This window comes from Olleya sp. HaHaR_3_96, from assembly GCF_019278545.1.
GTDB lineage: Bacteria > Bacteroidota > Bacteroidia > Flavobacteriales > Flavobacteriaceae > Olleya.
Genome location: NZ_CP058987.1, coordinates 186,052 through 207,372 on the forward strand (window position 1 = coordinate 186,052; position 21,321 = coordinate 207,372).

At 33.8% G+C, this 21,321-nt stretch carries 15 protein-coding genes and 1 tRNA gene; 7 read left to right on the forward strand and 9 right to left on the reverse strand.

The window, feature by feature from the left end:
- Window positions 1-24 precede the first annotated feature (24 nt).
- From infB to rimP, 3 genes are read right to left on the reverse strand one after another with little or no spacing between them, the layout of a single operon-like run.
- Window positions 25-2,847, reverse strand: a complete 2,823-nt coding sequence (gene infB / locus H0I26_RS00805; protein WP_218700601.1) for a translation initiation factor IF-2 — start codon at window positions 2,845-2,847, stop codon at window positions 25-27.
- Window positions 2,848-2,888: 41 nt separating this feature from the next.
- On the reverse strand, window positions 2,889-4,121 hold the full coding sequence (gene nusA, locus H0I26_RS00810; RefSeq protein WP_101015378.1) for a transcription termination factor NusA: 1,233 nt from the start codon (window positions 4,119-4,121) through the stop codon (window positions 2,889-2,891).
- Between the two features lie 13 nt (window positions 4,122-4,134).
- Window positions 4,135-4,596, reverse strand: a complete 462-nt coding sequence (rimP, locus tag H0I26_RS00815) for a ribosome assembly cofactor RimP (RefSeq protein ID WP_218700602.1) — start codon at window positions 4,594-4,596, stop codon at window positions 4,135-4,137.
- 161 nt (window positions 4,597-4,757) lie between these two features.
- On the opposite strand from rimP, the gene H0I26_RS00820 reads away from it, so the two are divergent.
- Entirely contained in the window at window positions 4,758-5,582 is an 825-nt protein-coding gene (locus tag H0I26_RS00820) for a universal stress protein (protein ID WP_218700603.1), read from the forward strand.
- Window positions 5,583-5,639: 57 nt separating this feature from the next.
- On the opposite strand, the gene H0I26_RS00825 is transcribed toward H0I26_RS00820, so the two are convergent.
- Window positions 5,640-5,712 (reverse strand) — tRNA-Gln (locus H0I26_RS00825).
- Window positions 5,713-5,863: 151 nt separating this feature from the next.
- Here H0I26_RS00825 and H0I26_RS00830 point away from each other — a divergent pair.
- The gene (locus tag H0I26_RS00830; protein ID WP_218700604.1) at window positions 5,864-9,172 is read left to right on the forward strand and encodes a DUF2723 domain-containing protein; all 3,309 of its coding nucleotides are present in this window, start codon (window positions 5,864-5,866) and stop codon (window positions 9,170-9,172) included.
- A gap of 1 nt (window position 9,173) precedes the next feature.
- Complete coding sequence (locus tag H0I26_RS00835; protein ID WP_218700605.1) at window positions 9,174-9,800, forward strand: polysaccharide deacetylase family protein; 627 nt, start codon at window positions 9,174-9,176, stop codon at window positions 9,798-9,800.
- On the opposite strand, the gene H0I26_RS00840 is transcribed toward H0I26_RS00835, so the two are convergent.
- A complete protein-coding gene (locus H0I26_RS00840; RefSeq protein ID WP_218700606.1) occupies window positions 9,797-10,093 on the reverse strand; it encodes a thioredoxin family protein in 297 nt (98 codons plus the stop codon). The two genes, H0I26_RS00835 and H0I26_RS00840, sit on opposite strands and share 4 nt — an antisense overlap.
- A 52-nt stretch (window positions 10,094-10,145) precedes the next feature.
- Window positions 10,146-11,375, reverse strand: coding sequence for a metallophosphoesterase (locus H0I26_RS00845; RefSeq protein WP_218700607.1), 1,230 nt, complete (start codon window positions 11,373-11,375; stop codon window positions 10,146-10,148).
- Between the two features lie 174 nt (window positions 11,376-11,549).
- Between H0I26_RS00845 and H0I26_RS00850 the strand changes: the two genes are divergently transcribed.
- From H0I26_RS00850 to H0I26_RS00865, 4 genes are all read left to right on the forward strand, one after another.
- Entirely contained in the window at window positions 11,550-13,223 is a 1,674-nt protein-coding gene (locus tag H0I26_RS00850; protein ID WP_218700608.1) for an MFS transporter, read from the forward strand.
- Window positions 13,224-13,354: 131 nt separating this feature from the next.
- Window positions 13,355-14,038 carry a hypothetical protein gene (locus tag H0I26_RS00855; RefSeq protein WP_218700609.1) on the forward strand — a complete coding sequence of 228 codons (684 nt, stop codon included), beginning with the start codon at window positions 13,355-13,357 and terminating at the stop codon, window positions 14,036-14,038.
- Window positions 14,039-14,784: 746 nt separating this feature from the next.
- The gene (locus H0I26_RS00860; RefSeq protein WP_218700610.1) at window positions 14,785-15,450 is read left to right on the forward strand and encodes a sensor histidine kinase; all 666 of its coding nucleotides are present in this window, start codon (window positions 14,785-14,787) and stop codon (window positions 15,448-15,450) included.
- Window positions 15,447-16,091, forward strand: coding sequence for a response regulator transcription factor (locus H0I26_RS00865; RefSeq protein WP_218700611.1), 645 nt, complete (start codon window positions 15,447-15,449; stop codon window positions 16,089-16,091). Before H0I26_RS00860 ends, H0I26_RS00865 begins: the two co-directional genes overlap by 4 nt.
- Before the next feature lie 398 nt (window positions 16,092-16,489).
- On the opposite strand, the gene H0I26_RS00870 is transcribed toward H0I26_RS00865, so the two are convergent.
- The 3 genes from H0I26_RS00870 to H0I26_RS00880 all read right to left on the reverse strand — a co-directional run bounded on the left by H0I26_RS00870 (window position 16,490) and on the right by H0I26_RS00880 (window position 20,926).
- A complete protein-coding gene (locus tag H0I26_RS00870; RefSeq protein ID WP_218700612.1) occupies window positions 16,490-18,151 on the reverse strand; it encodes a hypothetical protein in 1,662 nt (553 codons plus the stop codon).
- A 233-nt stretch (window positions 18,152-18,384) separates the two neighbouring features.
- Window positions 18,385-19,881: a C10 family peptidase gene (locus H0I26_RS00875; protein WP_218700613.1), complete on the reverse strand. Its 1,497-nt coding sequence runs from the start codon at window positions 19,879-19,881 to the stop codon at window positions 18,385-18,387.
- Between the two features lie 7 nt (window positions 19,882-19,888).
- On the reverse strand, window positions 19,889-20,926 hold the full coding sequence (locus H0I26_RS00880) for a tail fiber domain-containing protein (protein WP_218700614.1): 1,038 nt from the start codon (window positions 20,924-20,926) through the stop codon (window positions 19,889-19,891).
- Window positions 20,927-21,321: the final 395 nt, after the last annotated feature.

The window sequence follows — 21,321 nt, forward strand, 5'->3', positions numbered from 1 at the left end:
TTTTTTTATATACTAAATTAAGGTTTACTTCAGTTTTTTCTTAACCTCTACCTCATGGAATGCTTCAATAACATCACCGACATTAATGTCGTTATAGTTCTTGATTTGCATACCACAATCGTACCCCTTAGAAACTTCTTTAGCGTCGTCCTTGAATCGTTTTAAAGACTCTAATACTCCTGTATAAGTTACTACACCATCTCTAATAAGACGGATTTGTGAGTTTCTGAATATCTTACCATTCATAACCATACACCCTGCAATAGTACCTACTTTAGACACTTTAAACATTTCTCTAATTTCTGCTGTACCTGTAATCTCTTCTTTCAACTCTGGAGATAACATCCCTTCCATAGCATCTTTAAGATCATTAATAGCATCATAAATAATAGAATATGTTCTAATATCAACTTCTTCTCTATCTGCAATTGTACGCGCATTTCCAACAGGACGCACATTAAATCCAATGATTATTGCATCTGAAGCAGTTGCTAATAATACATCACTTTCTGTAATAGCTCCTACACCTTTATGAAGAATGTTAACCTGAATTTCTTCAGTAGATAACTTTTGGAATGAATCTGTTAATGCTTCAACAGAACCATCCACATCTCCTTTAAGGATAATATTTAATTCTTTAAACGTTCCTAAAGCAATACGACGACCAATTTCAGCCAACGTTAATGTTTTAGTTGTTCTTACATCTTGTTCACGTTGTAATTGTGTACGCTTAGTAGCAATTTGCTTAGCTTCACGCTCATCAGCAAAGACATTAAACTTATCACCTGCCTGAGGTGCTCCGTCTAAACCTAATACAGATACTGGTGTTGATGGTCCAGCTTCCTGAACATCATGACCACGCTCATCTTGCATTGCTTTAACTTTACCACTATTCTTACCTGCAAGAACATAATCTCCAACACGTAATGTACCCGCTTGCACTAATACTGTAGATACGTAACCTCTACCTTTATCTAAAAAGGCTTCTACTACTGTTCCTATTGCTGGTTTATTAGGATTAGCTTTAAGCTCTAATAATTCTGCTTCAAGCAATACCTTTTCTAATAATTCTTTAACACCTGTACCTACTTTTGCAGAAATATCATGAGACTGGATTTTTCCACCCCAATCTTCTACTAGTAAATTCATTTGTGCTAAACCTTCTTTAATCTTTTCTGGATTAGCGTGTGGCTTATCAATCTTGTTTATTGCAAACACTATTGGTACACCTGCTGCTTGTGCATGCGATATTGCTTCTTTAGTTTGAGGCATGATATCATCATCCGCTGCTGCTACAATAATAGCTATATCTGTTACTTGAGCACCACGTGCACGCATCGCTGTAAAGGCCTCGTGACCTGGTGTATCTAAAAACGCTATTTTTTGTCCATTATCTAGCTCTACTCCATAAGCACCAATATGCTGTGTGATTCCTCCAGATTCTCCTGCAATAACATTTTCTTTACGTATGTAATCTAATAAAGATGTTTTACCATGATCAACGTGTCCCATTACTGTAACAATTGGAGCACGAGGTTTTAAATCTTCTGGTTTATCAATAACATCTTCAATCGACACTTCGATATCAGCTGTTACAAATTCTGTTTTATATCCAAATTCTTCTGCAACAATAGCAATAGTTTCAGCATCTAAACGCTGATTCATTGTTACCATCATACCTAAAGACATACAAGCAGAGATAATTTGTGTTACCGGAACATCCATCATCGTTGCTATTTCATTTGCCGTAACAAACTCAGTAACCTTTAGAATCTTACTTTCTGCAGCTTCTATTTGTTGATCAATTTCCGATTGCTCTCTATGTTGATCTCTTTTCTCTCTTCTATATTTAGCACCTTTACCTTTAGAAGATTTACCTTGTAATTTCTCTAAAGTTTCACGTACTTGTCTTTGTACTTCTTCTTCACTAGGCTCAGCTTTAACAACTGGTGTTGCTTTACGCCCCCCTGGTCTTTTTCCTTTAAACCTATCATTACCTCTTGAAGGACCAGAATTAGATCTGTTATTATCTCCAGGTTTAGAAATACGACGACGCTTTCTTTTGTTAGCGTTGTCATCCTTTTTAGGATCTTCTTTCTTCTTCTTAGGTTTATTAAATTGAGATAAATCAATTTTTTCACCAGCTATTTTCGGACCAGAAAGTTTTGTATATTTTGTCTTAAGCGTTTCTTCAACCGGTTCTTGAGGGGCAGCATCTTCTTTAGCAACTTCCTTTGCAGGAACAGCTTTAGTTTCTGTCTTAGCCTCCACTTTAATTTCGGTTTTTGCTTTCGGAGCATCGGCAGATTTAGCACCTACTTTAGCCTTCTCTTCAGTTTTAGCTTTCGCTTCTACTTTGACTTCGACTTTAGGTGTTTCTTTTGCTACAGATACTTTTTCTGCTTTAACAACATCTTTCTTAGACTCCGGAGTTTCTTCCACTTCCTTAGCCACTTTTTTACCAGTACCTAAATCTATCTTACCGACAGTTTTAGGACCAGAAAGCGCTTTAGAAGCTTTAATAACTTCTTCATCTTTTTTAAGCTGTGCTGCTTTGGCTGCCTTCGCAGCTTCTTCAGCTTTATGCTTAATCTCTAGTTCCTTTTCGCGTTTAACACGCAATACTTCTTTCTCCTTATTCTTTGCTTCATTAACCTCTTGTGATGCCATTTTCTTGTTAGCATCAGTTTGAAATTCATTTGAAAGAATACTGTAAGTTTCTTCTGAAATTTTGGTAGTCGGGCGCTTCTCAACCTCTACACCCTTAGAATCTAAAAATTCTACAGCGCGATCAAGAGAGATGTTAAGCTCACGTAATACCTTATTTAATCTTATTGTTTCAGCCATAAATTGCCTTTAACCTAATTTCTTTTTTTCTCAAATATATGCTAATCTTCGAATTCTTCCTTAAGAATTCTAATAACATCTAAAATAGTTTCTTCTTCTAAGTCAGTTCTTTTGACTAGATCTGCCACATCTTGCTCTAAAATACTCTTTGCTGTATCTAGACCTGCTTTACTAAATTCTTTGATAACCCAATCTTCGATTTCATCAGAGAATTCTCTTAATTCAACATCTTCTTCAGCCCCTTCTCTTAACACATCAATTTCGTAACCTGTTAATTGACCAGCCAATCTAATATTGTGACCACCTCTACCAATCGCCTTACTTACCTCTTCAGGTTTTAAGATCGCTTCTGCACGTTTGTTTTCTTCATCTATCTTGATTGAAGTCACTCTTGCAGGGCTTAATGCTCTTGTTATATATAATTGTAAGTTAGTCGTGTAATTAATAACATCAATGTTTTCATTACCTAATTCTCTTACGATACCATGGATACGAGATCCCTTCATACCTACACAAGCTCCAACTGGATCAATTCTATCATCATAAGAATCTACAGCTACTTTTGCTTTTTCACCTGGAATACGTACAATATTTTTAATAGTAATTAAACCATCAAATACTTCTGGAATTTCAGATTCAAATAGTTTTTCTAAAAACTTAGGCGACGTACGAGACATTATTATTGTAGGCTTATTACCTTTAAGCTCAACACTATCAATAACACCTTTAACATTATCTCCTTTTCTAAAAAAGTCAGATGGAATTTGCTTATCCTTTGGAAGGATAATCTCATTACCTTCGTCATCTAACAAGATAACTGCTCTGTGACGTATATGGTGAACTTCTGCCGTATATAAATCTCCAACAAGCTCTTGAAACTGCTTGAAAATATTTGAGTTATCGTGTTCGTGAATTTTAGAGATTAAATTTTGACGTAACGCTAAAATAGCACGACGACCTAAATCTATTAACTTAACTTCCTGTGACACATCCTCTCCTACTTCAAAATCCGGCTCAATCTTTCTTGCCGCACTTAACGATATCTCTTGATTTGGTTCTTCAACCTCTCCATCCGCAACTACAACACGATTTCTCCAAATCTCTAAATCCCCTTTATCTGGGTTTATAATAATATCAAAATTATCATCATCTCCAAATTTTTTCTTCAATGCATTTCTAAACACATCTTCCAAAATAGCCATTAAGGTGACACGATCAATAAACTTATCGTCCTTGAACTCTGAAAAAGATTCAATTAACGCTATATTCTCCATAACTCTACTTGAATTAAAATTTTATTATAACTTTTGCTTCTACAACATCTTTGTAGGCAATATTTTCTTTCTTATTAACGGTAACTTTACCTTTTCCAACAGGCTTTGGCTCTCTTGCTTTCCACTCTAAAGTAAAAGCATCGTCATTTACCTCTGTTAAGACCCCTTCCATTTTTTGCGTTGCAGTTGTCACTTCTAATGTTCTACCAACATGTCTAGGGTATTGCCTAGGTAATGTTAGTGGAGCAGCAGCCCCTGCAGACATAACTTCTAGAGCAAAATCATGTTCTTCTCTATCTATGTTATGCTCTATTGCACGGCTAATAAAAATGCAATCTTCAACTTTAACCCCATCGTCTCCATCAATAATTATATTGATAGCATTATCTCCAGTCATGCTAAAATCTATTAAAAATAGATCTTGGCGCTCTGTTAGGGCTTCTTCTAATAAACTTTTTACTGTATTTATAAACATTTTTAAGTATAAAAAGAGGGGACTTTAGTCCCCTCAATTCCTGTTTTCCTCTTACAACGCTGCAAATATACATATTTTTATTGATTTTCATAACTTTTTAAAAGTCATTTTTTATTACTAACTTTATAAAGAGTTCTTTATTAACCAACTATAACGATAATATGAAAAAACTACTCGTCCCAACAGACTTTTCTCCAGAAGCCGAAAACGCTGTAAAAGTTGCTGCTCAATTAGCAAGGAAACATGATTGTGAAATCATCTTACTCCATATGTTAGAGTTGCCATTCTATAATCTTGCTGGCAACTCACCTCCAACAGAACTACCGGAAGCCGTATTTTTTATGAAATTGGCGCATAAAAAATTTGAAACTTTATTAGCCAAAGATTACTTAAGCGGATTAACAGTTCATGAAACTGTAGATTTTAACGAAATAGCGACAGGAATAGTAGAAACCTCCAATAAACACGATGTCGATTTAATCGTTATGGGGTCTCACGGTCCTGAGGTTGTCAAAGAAATATTTATCGGCTCTAATACCGAAAAAGTAATCCGCACGTCAAGCACCCCAGTATTAGTCATAAAAAACGAACACCTCCATTTTGACATCAAAGAATTCGTTTTTGCTTCCGATTTTAAAAATGACAATAAAGAAACCTACGTACAGGCTGTCAAATTAGCGAAACTACTGGGTGCTAAAATACATTTACTGAATGTAAATACGCCTAGTAATTTTTCTACAACCGCTGCCACAAAGGTTAGGATGTCCGAGTTTATAGGAAATAACACCTTTGACAACTATACCATAAACATATATAATGATGAAACCATAGAAAAAGGGATTCTTAATTTTTCAAGAATAGCGAATGCTGATTTAATCGGAATAAGTACACATGGTCGACAAGGTATTGCTCACTTTTTCAATGGAAGCATAAGCGAAGATTTAGTACACCACGCCAAAAGACCTGTAATAACATTTAAAATATAGAACCAAAAACAGCTTAAAAATAAAAAAGCTCCCTTTCAAAAAGGAAGCTTTTTTTTGTTGGCCCACTAGGTCTCGAACCTAGACTCTTCAGTACCAAAAACTGACGTGTTACCAGTTACACCATAGGCCAATCTTGTAATGAGAGTGCAAATTTAAAACAATTATTAACTTCCACAAACTTTTTTTAAAAAAAAATTAAAAAAAAACTTAACGTTACCTTAAAAACCACATCCGTTCCATAATAATTACTAAATTCGCATGACATAACAAACCGATATTTTATGACGTCATTTAACTTTAAAAAATGGAACACCATATTAGGGTGGTTCGCTTTTTTAATTGCACTTATCACTTACACACTTACAGTAGAACCAACAGTAAGTTATTGGGATGCTGGTGAATATATTTTAACTTCTTCCAAATTACAAGTGGGTCATCCACCTGGAGCACCCCTATTTCAAATGTTAGGAGCAGTGTTTTCCGTATTTGCTTTAGCCCCTACTCAAATCGGTTTTTTAATGAATATGATGAGTGCAGTGTCTAGTGCTTTTGCCATTCTATTTATGTTCTGGACTATTGTTTTATTATTAAAAAAAATAGTTGGCCAACCAGAAAAACTAGAAAATGGACAAAAAATAGCGATTTTAGGAAGTGCTTTTGTAGGAAGTTTAGCATTTGCCTTCACAGATTCGTTTTGGTTTAACGCTGTAGAAACTGAAGTTTATGCAATGGCGACTTTAATTATGACTATCATGTTCTATTTAGGGTTACGCTGGGAAGCAGATATGCATAAACCTAAAGGTAACCGCTGGCTAATACTTATTGCGTTTGTTGTTGGTTTATCTTTCGGAATCCACTTTATGGGATTATTAACCATTCCCGCTATTGGATTAATCTATTATTTTAAAAACTACAAAACCATTACAGTTAAAAACTTCATTATTGCTAATGTCGCATCGGTTGCTGTTTTATTATTTGTATTTAAATTAATGTTCCCTAATGTTTTAAGATATTTTAGTATTCTAGAACTATTTTTTGTAAATCAGATAGGCCTTCCTTTTAATTCAGGTTCTATTATTGCCGGTATTTTATTAGTTGCCGCCTTTTATTACGGGTTAAAATACACACATACCCAAAAATTATATAATTACAACACCGGTATATTGTGCCTATTATTTGTATTGATAGGATCTTCTACTTGGTTAATGCTTCCTATTAGAGCCAATGCAAATGTTGTTATTAACGAAAACAACCCCTCAAGTGCTAGAGAACTTTTAGCGTATTACAACTTGGAGCAATATCCAGAAACCCATTTATTTTACGGTCCTTTATTTACAGATCAATATACTGGTCTGGATGAAAACGAGCCGTATGTCGATGATAAACCTAAATACGAAAAAGACGAAGCTGCTGGGAAATACATTATCGTTAACAACTATAAACGCGCTAAACAAAATTATAACCATAAACAAGCCGCTTTTTTACCTCGAATGTGGAGTGGTGAGAATGCCGAAAACTATATGCTATTTACTGGGTTTTTAGACTTTAGTTTGAAACCAGAATATCAAGATGACAAACAGTTAGTAAAATCAATAATTGATTTTAAAAACGATGTTGCCAAAGGCCTAATAGATTATGAAGATTATCATAATTTTTTAAAGCAATTTGGACAAGTCGTAAATATAGAAAAACCTTCTTTAGCTAGTAACATTTCTTATTTGTTTGAATACCAACTAGGATACATGTACTGGCGTTATTTTATGTGGAACTTTTCAGGTCGTCAAGATGACCTACAAGGACGCTATGACCAACACGGTAACTGGATTAGTGGTATACAAGCTATTGATGAATGGCATTTAGGTCAATCTCAAGACAACCTGCCAAGTGACGTCGCAGAAAATAAAGGTCGTAACACTTATTACTTCTTCCCTTTAATCTTAGGACTATTAGGTTTGTTTTTCTTATTTAATAAAGACAAAAAACTATTTTGGGTCACCTTAGTCTTTTTCCTATTTACAGGATTAGCAATTCAAGTATATACTAACGTTAGACCATTTGAACCTAGAGAACGTGATTACTCCGTAGTAGGCTCCTTCTATGTCTTTGCTTTATGGATCGGATTAGGGGTTTACGCTATTTTTGATTTACTTAAAAAGTATGTTTCAAACAGTGTGCTCGCCCCAGCAGTTACATTAATATGCTTATTATTAGTCCCTACAATATTAGCCTCTCAAAACTGGGATGATCACGATAGATCTGGAAAGTATACTGCGTTAGCGATGGCGAAAAAATATTTGGATTCTTGTGATGAAAACGGAATACTATTTTCCATTGGAGATAACGACACCTTCGCCTTATGGTACGCTCAAGAGATTGAAAGCTATCGTACAGACGTTAGAGTTGTTAATACCAGTTTATTCCAAACCGACTGGTATATTGACCAAATGAAGCGTAAAGCTTATAAAAGTGACCCAATACCATCTGCTCTAACGCACGACAAATACAAGCATGGCACAAGGGAGTACCTTATCAAGCGACTTAGATCTAGAGATACTTTAGACATTAGTACTTTCATGAATTTTATTACAAGTGAAGACCCTAAAACAAAATTAAAGTATGCGTTGCAACAAGAAGGAGACGACCCTAGCAACTATCCAGAACAATACTTAAATTCTAATTATTTTCCTGTAGAAAATATTAGAGTCCCTGTAGACAAACAATCTGTATTAGCTAATGGTATTGTAAAAGCCAAGGACGCTGATCTTATCGAACCGTATTTAGACGTTAAAATATCTGACAATGCTATTACCAAAAACAGACTATTAATGTTAGACATTGTCGCTAATAACAATTGGGAGCGTCCAATCTATTTTACTGGTGGTGCTTTTGGCGATGATGATTACATCTGGATGAAAGATTACCTACAATTAGATGCTATGGTCTATAAATTAGTACCTATTAAAACGGCTGTTGCAAGAGCAAATCCATTTGACATGGGACGTTTAGATACCGATTTTATGTACAATAAAGTTGTGAATTGGGATTGGGGTAATAGTGGTAGTGACCAAATCTACCATGATCCAGAAACGAGACGTAACTCCATTACTTACAGAGGTAATTTAGCACGATTAGTAGAACAATTAATCAACGAAGAGCAATTAGACAAAGCTGAAGAAATAGCAGATATAGCTATGGAAAACATGCCTGTTGACAAATATGGCTTTTATACCTTATTAGAACCTTATATTAGTGCTTACTACGAGGTTAATAATCAAGATAAAGCTAGACAGTTATTTAAAGATGTTGCGTCCAAATATCAAGAAAGCTTAAAATACTATAGCACGCTAACAAGAGATAATCAAGATAATAACTTTACAGAAATCTTGACCGATATTGAACGTTACAAAGCACTAGTGGATGTGTTAGTAGAATATGATAAAGGGTTTGCAAAGGAAGAATCGATGACCTTTACAAACTATCTGGAGTTATTTAAACAATACTATGACAATGAACCAGAAGTTGAAACCAATCCAATCCGTACAGACAAAGATTTATTACAACAACTAGACACGGTCTTAAAAAGCGAATAAAATGCCTGTTTTTCCAGCAAAAACACCAAAATTAATCCAGCTCCTTTTTCCAAAATACATTTGGAAAAAGGAGTCTTTGGATAAAACCATTTACTTAACTTTTGATGACGGTCCAACACCAGAAATCACACAATGGACTTTAAACACATTAAAACAATACAATGCTAAAGCAACCTTTTTTTGTATTGGCGATAATGTTAAGAAATTCCCTGACATATTTAACGCCGTAGTAGAAGCTGGTCATGTTGTCGGTAACCACACCTTTAATCACCTTTTAGGTTGGCGCACCAATACTGAGCAATACGTTGCTAATACAGAAAAAGCACAAGACGTTATTGCACTTAAAAGCAAAAAACTATTTAGACCACCATTTGGTAAAATAAAAGGTAGCCAAGCTAAAATATTGCTTAAAAGAGGTTATAAAATTGTAATGTGGAGCGTACTATCTTACGATTGGGAAGTTAAGGTCTCACAAGAAAAATGCTTAAAAAATGTAATTAACCATGCCACCTCAGGAAGTATTGTGGTGTTTCATGACAGTATAAAAGCATCAAAAAACATGCAATATACCTTACCTAAAGTTTTAGAGTATTACAGCAAAAAGGGCTATCAATTTAAATCGCTTTAAACAAACTTCTGAACGATACCAATTAAGGTATTAGCGTCTTGCTCTCCGCTTTGGCGCCATTTCATTTCACCATTTTTATAAATAATTAAGGTTGGTAAACCTTTGACGCGCAATGCCTCAGATAGCTCTTGATTTTTCTCAACATCTATCTTAATTACTTTTGCTTTGTCACCAAGCGCGGCAGCTACATCACGTAACACTTCATGCATGGCTTTAGACGGTTCATTCCATTCTGTAAAAAAATCTAACAGTACAGGTATTTCGACATCTATTAATTCTCCAAATTTTGACATTTGATATCAGTTTAGTTTAAACTATGTACTAAAATATAACTTTTAGATTAAATTAAGCTATTTGCTCACTTTTTTTAAGTTCGATGATTGTTATTTCTGGCCAAATCCCTAAACGTCCAGGATAAGCTAAATAGCCAAACCCTCTGTTAACGTTAATATATTGTCCTTTTTCTTTATAGATTCCTGCCCAATGTTTGTAACGCCATTTAATGGGACTCCATTTAATCCATCCCGGGATTTCTATACCAAACTGCATACCGTGCGTATGTCCACTTAAGGTTAAGTGATAATGGCAATCATGTGCTATTACTTTTTCATCCCAATGTGATGGATCATGAGACATTAATATTTTAAAATCGTTAGCATCAATAGCAGACGATGCTTCATCTAAATCTCCTGACTTTTTAAAACCACCTTTACCCCAATTTTCGACACCGATCAAGGCCAAACGCGCACCCTCTTTTTCGATGTATCGGCTTTCGTTTAATAACACATCAAAACCCATATCCTTTTGAATAGCAATCAACTCTTCTAAATTAGCTTTTTTATCCCGTGCTGACTCCCATTCTACATAATCGCCATAATCATGATTTCCTAAAACAGAAAACACACCATCTTTAGCAGACAATTTAGAAAAGGTCTCTTTCCAATCATACATCTCTGAAGCTTTATTATTAACTAAATCACCGGTAAACAAAATCACATCTCCTTTTTGCTCATTAACCAAATCGACTGCATAATTTATTTTTTCTTTATTATCAAAACTCCCTGCATGTATATCACTAATATGTGTCAATCGATAGCCGTCAAACGCCTCAGGCAAATCATCAAAATGCAATGTGTATTTTAAAACCTTATAGTTGTAGCGACCTTTATACATTCCGTAAAGCAAACCAGAAAATGGTATGGCTGCCAACCCTAAAGCCACTTGACTAATAAACTTACGCCTTGATGGTATAGTAAAAGCCTCTCTTGTAATAAAAAACCGATCATACAACCCAATAAAACCACGAATAATATCCTCCCCAATTAACAGCGGAACAATCACCAAGTTTAAAGATAAATAGGCTAACATAAATCCAATAGCATAACCACGTCCTCCAGAGATAACACGCCCTACGGCAGGCGAAGAAAATTGATATATTACATTTGAAGCTACTAAAAAAGCAATAGCAAAAAACAGGTAATGCATCCATGGTGATTTAAACACTGTTTTTATAGCTTGATAGCCGTAAACAGTAAACACTACATATATAATGGCGATAATAACAAAACGAATCATAGTCAAATTTAATCTTCAAAATTAACCCTTTAAAAACTTAAATATCTTATTATATTGTTAAACGTTAAACCGCTAAAAACAATCTATTTACTGTAATGTCATGATAAATCGATTTTACTTTTTGCCCTCCAGAAAACATTTATAACTATATTTAGCCTTATAAAAACTAACTAAATGAATAACCAAAACAACAAATCCGCATTAACCACTTTAGTAACGGTCTTCTTTTTCTGGGGATTTATAGCGGCGTCAAACGGGGTCTTTATTCCGTTTTGCAAAACGTATTTTAACATTGACCAATTTCAATCTCAATTAGTAGACTTTGCTTTTTTTGGAGCCTATTATATTGGTGCTTTATTGTTGTTTATTATATCCAATACTTTAAAAAAAGACATCCTTAATAATTGGGGGTATAAAAATGGTATTATTTACGGTCTACTTTTATCAGCCATTGGTGCTTTTGTAATGTATCCCTCAACGTCTGGAGCGGAGCAAGGACAAACAGGCGTGTTTTATTTAATTTTAATTGCCTTGTTTATTGTAGGCTTAGGGTTTTCGTTACAACAAACTGCAGCCAATCCATTCGTAATTGCTTTAGGTGATCCAAAAACAGGATCGCACAGACTTAATTTAGCAGGAGGAATCAACTCTTTAGGCACTACAATAGGACCGATAGTCGTGAGCTTTATAATTTTTGGCTCTACCCATTGGTCGACTCAAGAATTAGCTCAAAAAATTAATGACAACGAGATCACACTAATCACCGTCCAAATGCTGTATTTGGGTGTCGGGTTTTTATTTTTATTAGCTGCTGCGTTATTTCATTTTTCAAAAAAGTTACCTGCTTTAAAATCAGAGACTGCTTTTGAGCCAGCTAATAAAGCTAAAAACTTACTTATTATTTTAACGATAATAATCATGGGTTGTTTTGGCTATATTTTTAGTACTTATACAGGACTAGAGACCGCCTCAAAAAGCTTAGAAAACACAAGACTAACATTATTAATCATAGTATTAGCTGCTGTGGTGGGTTCCTTAATTTTTGCCTATTCAAGTTCGTCAAAAAAACCTGAAGGTTGGGGTGCCATGAAATACCCTCAATTAGTATTGGGGATGTTGGCTATTTTTACTTACGTAGGTGTAGAAGTTACCGTTGGAAGTAATTTAGGCGAACTTTTAAAACGTGCTGTGGGCGATACTAACTTAAATACGTTAGGCTTACCAACATTAAACGATGCACAAATCGCCCCTTTTATATCATTATATTGGGGAGGATTAATGATTGGACGTTGGGTTGGTGCTATTACTGTTTTTAATCCAAGTAGCGGTTTAAAAAAATGGTTACTGATTATTGTTCCTTATGTGGCTTTAGTTGTCGTACTGTCGGCAAACAGAATTGCAGGAACTGTATTTTCTACTAACGAAGTATTATTTTTCGCCATCTGTATTGCTATACAAATCGGAGGTTTCTTTTTTGCTAAAGACAATCCTGTTAAGACTTTAAAAACATTTAGCCTATTAGGTGTTTTAGCAATGATTATTGGTCTAGTTAGCTCTGGTAACGTCGCTTTATTTGCTTTTTTATCTGGTGGCTTATTTTGCTCAATCATGTGGCCGTGTATATTTACATTAAGTATTGCAGGTCTTGGAAAATACACTTCACAAGGATCTGCCTTTTTAATCATGATGATTTTAGGAGGCGCAATTATACCGCCTTTACAAGGTAAATTAGCGGATGTTTTTGGTATCCAACAGTCTTATATTGTTGCTGTTTTATGCTTTAGTTACTTATTGTTTTATGTGTTTAAAGCAAAATCTGTTTTAGATAAACAAGGTGTGACGTATTAATGGAATATTACTTTTAGGTCATTTAACCCTAAAAAATAGGTGTATTACTTTTTAAAGTTTCGCAACATAATTGTTTCTTTGCCGAAGCATATTAATAATCAATCACTTATACCTTTAAACAAACCAAATTTATGATTTCAACAATTTTACTAGCTATTACCATTATAGCATTTGCCTTTTATGTCTATAAAAATCCTCCCAGTCGTGTTTCGATACCTCAAAATATATCGGTGACACCAAATACGGCCACCACTTCAAATACAAGTACTTCGACTAACATATGTATGGATTATTCTGAAGAACTAATGAATACTCTAGAAATAGACTTAATTAAAGATATGATTCTTGGCTATAGAGACAATCAACTTGTCCATATAAATGCAGCAGAAAAATTTAGCGACGCGCATTCTATATGGTTTGATTTAGTGACTCTTAAAAAATTTATTTACCATATAGAATATAAAGCATTAAATAAAGACAATACTATAAATCCTGAAAACTTAGGTCTTCGCATCTATTATTCACGTTATCCTGACGAAATACCAGGTCAATACGCTGATTTACATAGTGTTCAAGAAAATTACGCAAAGCATCATACTCTTATTGCCATACCTACCAACAGAAGAAAGGAAACAACTACCAACATAGACTTCAACCCTTTAGACACCGACACTTTTTGGGAAGGTATACCTTCAAATTACACAGGGCCAATTGCTTCTTTATCAATATCCCAAGATAGACAAAGCCAAATAACTGGAGCACAAAATCATGGAAGTTTAATCCCTCCAGGTAATACATCAGGATTATTTATCTAATATATGTTAGAATATTATTCTCTTTTAGGAAATATATTACTAGGGATAGAGTTTTTCTCTGCCCTAGTTTCAATTTTCTATTTTAGAAGGTTAAAACACAGCTATTGGAGATTTCTAGCTATTTATTTAATACTTATTTTTATTCAAGAGTTTTTTTGGAAGTTCAACTCTACTTTTGCAATGATTAGAAAACAAGACTATTATCTTTTTTTTGGTATTCCTATTCAATATTTATTTTTATTCTGGTTATACGCGCTAAAATCATTAAAGAATAAAAAAATGTTTATCATATGCTTAGTATGCTATTCCATTTCTTTTATACCTTTAACAATAGAAGTAGAAAAAGTAAATGTAGTCTATTCTTTAAGTTTAACTATTGGCACAATATTGCTATCAATATTAGTCGTATTAGAGTTTTTAAAACAGATTAAAAACGATGACATATTAAAATTTAAAGAAAATAAGATGTTCTACGTAAATTTAGGAGTCATATTATTTTACATAGGCACATATCCTCTTTTTTCATTCTATGATTTTTTTTCCAAATCTTTACAAAACATTTGGAATTTTTATTATTTATATTTTTTAATCGCTAATTGTATAATGTATTTATTATTTTCAGCTTCATTCATATGGGGGAAAACTCAATCATAACATCCTTATTTTTTTTCTACATAATCTTCCTAATATTTATAGCTGGGATATTTATTTTTATTAGAGAATATAGAATTAAAAAAAAAGCGCATGTGGAACAAATTGAATCTAAAGATAAAATTCACAAACAAGAACTCCTAGAAACGCAAGTAGAAATACAAATGCAAACCATGCAGCATATTGGTCGAGAAATACACGACAATATTGGTCAAAAATTAACCCTAGCCAGTTTATATACGCAACAATTGGCTTTCGAGAACAAAGCCCCACAGGTTAACAAAAGTATTAAAAACATTGCGGACATTATAAACGAATCGCTTTCAGAACTAAGACTACTCTCCAAATCGTTAACAGATAATTCTATTGAACTTCATTCCATTTCTGAATTAATAGAAAATGAATGCAAAAAAATTAATGCATTAAAAAAATGCGTTGTTCACTTCTCAAAAGATTCAAAAACTAAAATTGAATCCTATCAAATTAAAAGTATTATATTTAGAATAACACAAGAGTTTTTACAGAACAGCATCAAACATGCAAACTGTAAAAACATTTTTGTTTTACTAAAAGACACCGACAATTCATTGGTTTTAACGCTAAAAGACGACGGAAAAGGTTTTAATATTAACGCCTTGAATGCTGGCGGTATTGGTTTAAAAAACATGAAAAAGAGAACCGAATTAATAGGTGGTCAATTTAAATTAGAGAGCCTGGATCAAAAAGGAACAACACTAACTATAGAACTCCCTCTTACATGAAACGTAGTATTGTAATTATAGACGACCATATTTTAATAGCAAATGCATTAAGTAGTATTATTTCTAATTTTAGCCAATTTGAAGTCTTATATGTTTGCGAAAATGGTCAAGATTTTCAAGACAAACTTCAAAAAAAGAATACAGTACCAGATCTTGTTCTACTAGATATTAGCATGCCGATTATGGATGGTTTTGATACTGCTAAATGGATCAAGGCAACGTACCCTGAGGTTTTAATAATGGCGTTAAGCATGCAAGATGATGATGACAGCTTAATTAAAATGATAAAAAATGGGGCTAAAGGTTATATGCTTAAAAACGTACACCCTACTGAACTTGAAAAAGCCTTAAATACTATTGTTGACAAAGGCCACTACTTTCCAGAGTGGGCCGCAAGCAAATTATTTACGAGTATTAGTGAAGATACTATTGATGCCAAATTAAAAATTAAAATATCCGATCGCGAGACTGAATTTCTTAAATACACTATTACTGAAATGACTTATAAACAGATTTCAGAAAAAATGTTTTGCAGTCCTAGAACGGTTGAAAATTATAGAGATAGTCTATTTGAAAAATTAGAACTTAAAACTAGAGTTGGCTTAGCGGTATATGCCCTTAAAAATGGATATACCGAATAACAAGTTGGGCACCTCAACAACTATCGTTCAAAACTAGCCTTCTAAATGACCTTATATTCCATTCCTAATTTACGACATAGAGTAAAGTAAAGCACATTTTTTGCGTTATTTGAATAGGTTATTATTTAGTCTCTTAACAATTCATTTAAAACATCATTGATAGTAGTATTTATCAATTAATCAGTCCTCAAAATCATATTTTACAATTCCTATTCTATAATCAATTTGTAAAGAATTAATTGTTTTAAGCACACCTTTTTGCTTTTGATTGAAGTTAAAATAATTGCATTTTAGATTACATTGATTTGATATAATTAGGAAACTCACAAACCATATTAAAGACAAAAGCCCCTCTAAATTGTGATTTAGAGAGGCTTTATAATTGAAGCATTACAAATCTAATCTTCCGTGATCTCTAAAGGAAATTCTACTTTACCATTAGTCTTTACAGATTCTAAGCTAATACTATCAAAGCAATACTCTACTTCTAAAGTATAATTACCAGCAGTATCATTTGCTCTATTAATCATAGCAAACTCTCTAGTTTGACAAGAGCAAGGCTCTAAACAATCTAAATTTACAAATCGATCTGGAACAATATGAATTTTATCTAAAGGATGAATATCTGGCGTCAATGTCACTTTTGTAATTCTTAATCCGTTGTACTTAATATCTTTAAATGTATTACACACTGTAAGATAAAACACTTCGGTATCATGCTCTTCTATTTGATCATTTACTCCATCTCCCCAATGAAAAGAAAAACAAGGTTTAAAATCGACTCCATTTGTTATTGCATTTAATTTACAATGCTCCATAAATGGATCTGGACAATTTTGATCACTCTTAATTGTATTATACTTTGTTTTTGCTCTCTCAATAAGTTCTTCGTTTTGTGATTCTGCCTCATCATTACATCCTGTACAGCCACAACCACAATCATCATCTGGACATGGATTTGAAATAAGGTTTGGCAACCCTAAATATCCGAGAGTCCCTTTCTGTAAAGTAATATAATCAATATCTACAGTGCAACCAAGACCGACAATATTTGGTTTTAAAATAGCGCCCAAAGAATTTTCGTTATCCTTTACAATATAAATTTTACCATCAGGCCCCAATTGTAATGCTCCGATAGCATATCTCTCTTCTTTATTCTTAAACGCACCAACCTCTATTGACACCGGAGAATTACTTGTTAAATCCACCTGAAAAACACGACCTTCCCTTCTTCCAGAAACGAGATTAGCATAGTATAACAAGTTATTATCTGGAGAAAACTCAACACCGTACACTGTGGTATTATCTGAAGTTGTGATTGGAATATCAATATTAACTACTCCCACTATATCTATAATACCAGTAGCAGGGTCAAAATCATAAACTAACACGTTCCCTTTTTTACCATTAGCCAATGCCAACTTAGTACCATTAGGACTTCCTTTTAAATATCCGATTTCAACTATTTTCTGATTCATAGGCAAATCATACTCATGGATCACACCTGAAGCAGTAATTTTTAAAATCCTAAAAACTCCTGATCCCTCACTTGTTGATACTATTCCTTTTTGCAACACAGTAATTAACCAAAAATCTTTACAATTACTATGCTGTACTGCAGTTATTTTTTCGCACGGAGAAAACCCGGTAGTACTAGGTAGTGTCATAAGATTTGATAAAGGCGTAAAACTCCAAGTTAATGAAGATAAATCAATTAAAACTCCATTTAAATGATTAAATGGCCCTGAAGCATTTGACGAACCATCCATCGTAAAAACATAATATTCATTATTACTTCCTGGATTAGGAACAATAATTGCTGATTGTGTTGATGAAAAATCACCTTGTAACCCGGTCATTTTAACTGTATGGGTATTATCCCAAACTGACATTCCATCTGTATAAAATAAAAGATTTCCATTGTCATCTGAAATTGATGCACATCCTTCTTTTGCGGATCCAACCGAACCTATTGCGGTAGCTACAGAAGTTGGTGGGTTTGTAGAAAAGTCTAAGCCTGCTTTATTTCCAAAAGCCCAATTTTGATTAATTTTTGACATAATTATAGTTTTAATCCTACTCTATATTACAGTTTTCGGTTCCCTGTCTATTATGAGACAAATTTCGGAACATACTGGCTTCAAATCACAGAGCATAACACCCTAATTATCAAGACTAACCGACCTTGTTTTTCTTAGGTTATTTAACCTGTATTGTAATTGTTAAGAACAAAAAAATACTCACCAATTTTGATGAGTATTTTCTATTTTGAATGATGATGTTTATTGCTATATTAATTGGGTCCGTTACAATCTTCTATACTCACATGTAATTGCGCACCCAAATCCACAATTGTTCCCGCGTTTAAGGTGACTGTATTTCCTCCAATAAAAAAGGCTTCAGAACCGCTATTAAGTTGCACTGGGTTTCCTGCCCCTGCAACCGTCAAATCTATTAATGCTTGCTCTACAGTAACAGTACCATTTACATAAGTATTAGTAGGCACTTGATAATAAGTTGGTAAATCACAATTAGGTCTAATATTTGTAGCACAATTTTGAGAATTAGCATAAGTTGTATTTAAATACTCACTATTAGCATCGGTAGTAAAAATATAATAAAACCCATCGGAATTACCTCCAAAACCAAGGCTAGCAAAAAAGTAATTATCACACTCATATCCGGTATACAAAAAGCAATGACCGCCACCGTTATTATAACCTGCAGCTAATACTGGTCTTTCATTATCCAAAGAGTTTCTTAGTCTACTTTTAAATAGTGCGGCAGAACTAGTGGTTACATAATCCGTACTTGGATTCCACACATAGTCAAAATGGTCAACTAAATCTTGTGCCCAATTAGCACTACTTCCATAAGTCCCTCCAGAGTACCAATTCATTCTCGCTGCTACCCCTAAATTAAAAGTTAAGAAACCTACTTCATTTCTTTCGTCGGAACACACATCTGTATAATATAACCAATCGTTAGAAGAGCTATTTCCATATCCATCAGCAGGACCTTGACGTTGTAAGGCATATGGCATACGATCGTAATCAAAAGCTTGAGTTGCAAAATCAGAACTAACCGTTTGTCCCACAGCACTACCAATAGCCATAGTATGTGTACCAGTGCCAACTCCCACAAAAGGGTGTCTAAAAAAAGCACATATCTGACTCAATGCGGTTGGAACACAAGTCCCACCAATACCATCATTAAAATTAGAGGCATTTGGGGCTAACGGAGCTAATGGCGTAACACAATCATAAATATTTGTCCATCCCGCCCATCTTGAAGTACCGTATTGCTCCAACAAAGAAGGGTACAATGTACTTTGACCAGTACAATCTGCAATACTAGATGTCGTTAAAATTGTATTCCATTGCTCAGAGGCTAATTCCATTGCTACTCCTATAGCGTTATGAATAGTAATAGCTTCATTATAGGCCTTTAAAAAATGCTGAGCGCCATCAATTCGGCGATCACTGTTAAAAATAGATTTATCGTTGTAAGCTAACACTGGAATGACAAGGTTAGTTGCTGGCACTATCGCAAAGCCCCCTTCTTTAAAATTGAGGACGTATAACGTTAGTGATTTACCTACTTCTACTTCAACATTTGTAAACGAAGCCGTTTTATCGACTGTTTTATCGTAACCTTTAGCATTCATCCAATTTTCAGCTACCTTACTTGCAACTTCAAAAGACACAAAATCTGAACTTGTATTTTGCGCCGGCATCAAATGAGTTCCTAAACAACAAAAAAAGAGTATATTAATAATTTTAGTTTTCATATCTATTTTATTTAGAAATAACAAAACGTCTAGTCTTAAGCACTTTCCCTTCCACAACCATACTATATAGGTATATTCCATTTTGCAATTTTTCTGACGAAATCTCTAAAACTTGATCTAATCCAACCTTTAATGCAATTGTATTAAGTGCTTTACCTTGCAAATCACTAATCATTAAAACACCATCTCCATAAGATTCTGGTAACGAATATCTTATCTTAGCTGTATCTGCAAAAGGGTTTGGTATATTCTGAGATAAACTAACACTTACATTTTCTTCAATAAAAGCACCCTCTTTTTGCTTTTCTAGTACTTCATTTAAAACTGTTAATTGTTCTTCTAAAGCCTTAATTTGCGATTGTTGTTCTTTCATCGCTTCAACTAATAACGCAGTAATCGTATGATACTCTAACGATTTATAACCACTAGATGTAGTATTAACAACCTCTGGGACAACCGCTTCAACGTCTTGAGCAATAAAACCTAATTGTTTTCCGTTTGGTAAACCTGAAGTAATATCAACCTGCTCATCCCCTTCTTTTATTAACACCCCTTTTTTCCAGCTAAAATTAACACCCTGTAACTTCAGGACTTTATCCAAACTACCTTCTAATTTTGTTATATTTTCCTTTAAGTTTCTATCGGAAAAATACCCTCCTCCTGCTAAGCTAGCATAACCATACACGTTTAAAGCTCCGAAAACAGATACTTTTCTAGACGACGCATCACTATGACTGTATCCTGGAAATAAGATCATTTCATGGGCTCCATTATCAGCGATAAGATGGTTGATTCCGCTAAGATTATTAGAAGTAAACCGTATTTGTCCTCCCCAACCAGTATTAGTATTATTCAAATTCATAATTTCTAATCGACTTTTTACACTTGTCGAACCATTTACAGAAAGCTTTGTAGTAGCATAAGGAAAAGATGAATTACCACCTCCAACTATTGTATTTCCGTTTTGTAATACTTGCAATTGAGCAGTTGCAGTTGTTACCATTGTCAAGCTTATTGCAATGGCTAAAATTGTTATTAGTTTCATAATTATTTGGTTTTTTGTTGTCTACTATATTATACAGTATTCGACGTCTCTGTTTTTCAATTATTGATTAATAGTGCATTTCGAAATACAGCACAAATCTCTAAAAACCAACAACATAACACCCCAGTCGTTCCACGTTAAAAACCAAAAAGTTAAACCCTTAATTTTCAGGTCATTTAACGCTAAGACAATTCTATTTTTTTATAATCCGTATTTATTCTCTAACAGCAACCAATATTTAGAACTAACCAACATTACAATCATTTTCTATGACACCCAGATTCGATTATCTTACATATTGTTCGTTTTTTTTAAAACTAAAATCTACATAAATAGATCGTATTCGCTTAGAATTGATAATAGCTATAGTTCGTTATATATTTTTTATAACTTTC

Excerpts from the sequence above, each read along its gene's own strand:
- H0I26_RS00830 (WP_218700604.1), top strand. The coding sequence starts at position 5,864 with ATGACGTCATTTAACTTTAAAAAATGGAACACCATATTAGGGTGGTTC.
- H0I26_RS00865 (WP_218700611.1), top strand. The coding sequence starts at position 15,447 with ATGAAACGTAGTATTGTAATTATAGACGACCATATTTTAATAGCAAAT.
- H0I26_RS00855 (WP_218700609.1), top strand. The coding sequence starts at position 13,355 with ATGATTTCAACAATTTTACTAGCTATTACCATTATAGCATTTGCCTTT.
- infB (WP_218700601.1), bottom strand. The coding sequence starts at position 2,847 with ATGGCTGAAACAATAAGATTAAATAAGGTATTACGTGAGCTTAACATC.
- H0I26_RS00845 (WP_218700607.1), bottom strand. The coding sequence starts at position 11,375 with ATGATTCGTTTTGTTATTATCGCCATTATATATGTAGTGTTTACTGTT.
- H0I26_RS00840 (WP_218700606.1), bottom strand. The coding sequence starts at position 10,093 with ATGTCAAAATTTGGAGAATTAATAGATGTCGAAATACCTGTACTGTTA.
- H0I26_RS00880 (WP_218700614.1), bottom strand. The coding sequence starts at position 20,926 with ATGAAACTAATAACAATTTTAGCCATTGCAATAAGCTTGACAATGGTA.
- H0I26_RS00835 (WP_218700605.1), top strand. The coding sequence starts at position 9,174 with ATGCCTGTTTTTCCAGCAAAAACACCAAAATTAATCCAGCTCCTTTTT.
- H0I26_RS00850 (WP_218700608.1), top strand. The coding sequence starts at position 11,550 with ATGAATAACCAAAACAACAAATCCGCATTAACCACTTTAGTAACGGTC.
- rimP (WP_218700602.1), bottom strand. The coding sequence starts at position 4,596 with ATGTTTATAAATACAGTAAAAAGTTTATTAGAAGAAGCCCTAACAGAG.
- H0I26_RS00870 (WP_218700612.1), bottom strand. The coding sequence starts at position 18,151 with ATGTCAAAAATTAATCAAAATTGGGCTTTTGGAAATAAAGCAGGCTTA.
- nusA (WP_101015378.1), bottom strand. The coding sequence starts at position 4,121 with ATGGAGAATATAGCGTTAATTGAATCTTTTTCAGAGTTCAAGGACGAT.
- H0I26_RS00820 (WP_218700603.1), top strand. The coding sequence starts at position 4,758 with ATGAAAAAACTACTCGTCCCAACAGACTTTTCTCCAGAAGCCGAAAAC.
- H0I26_RS00875 (WP_218700613.1), bottom strand. The coding sequence starts at position 19,881 with ATGAAAACTAAAATTATTAATATACTCTTTTTTTGTTGTTTAGGAACT.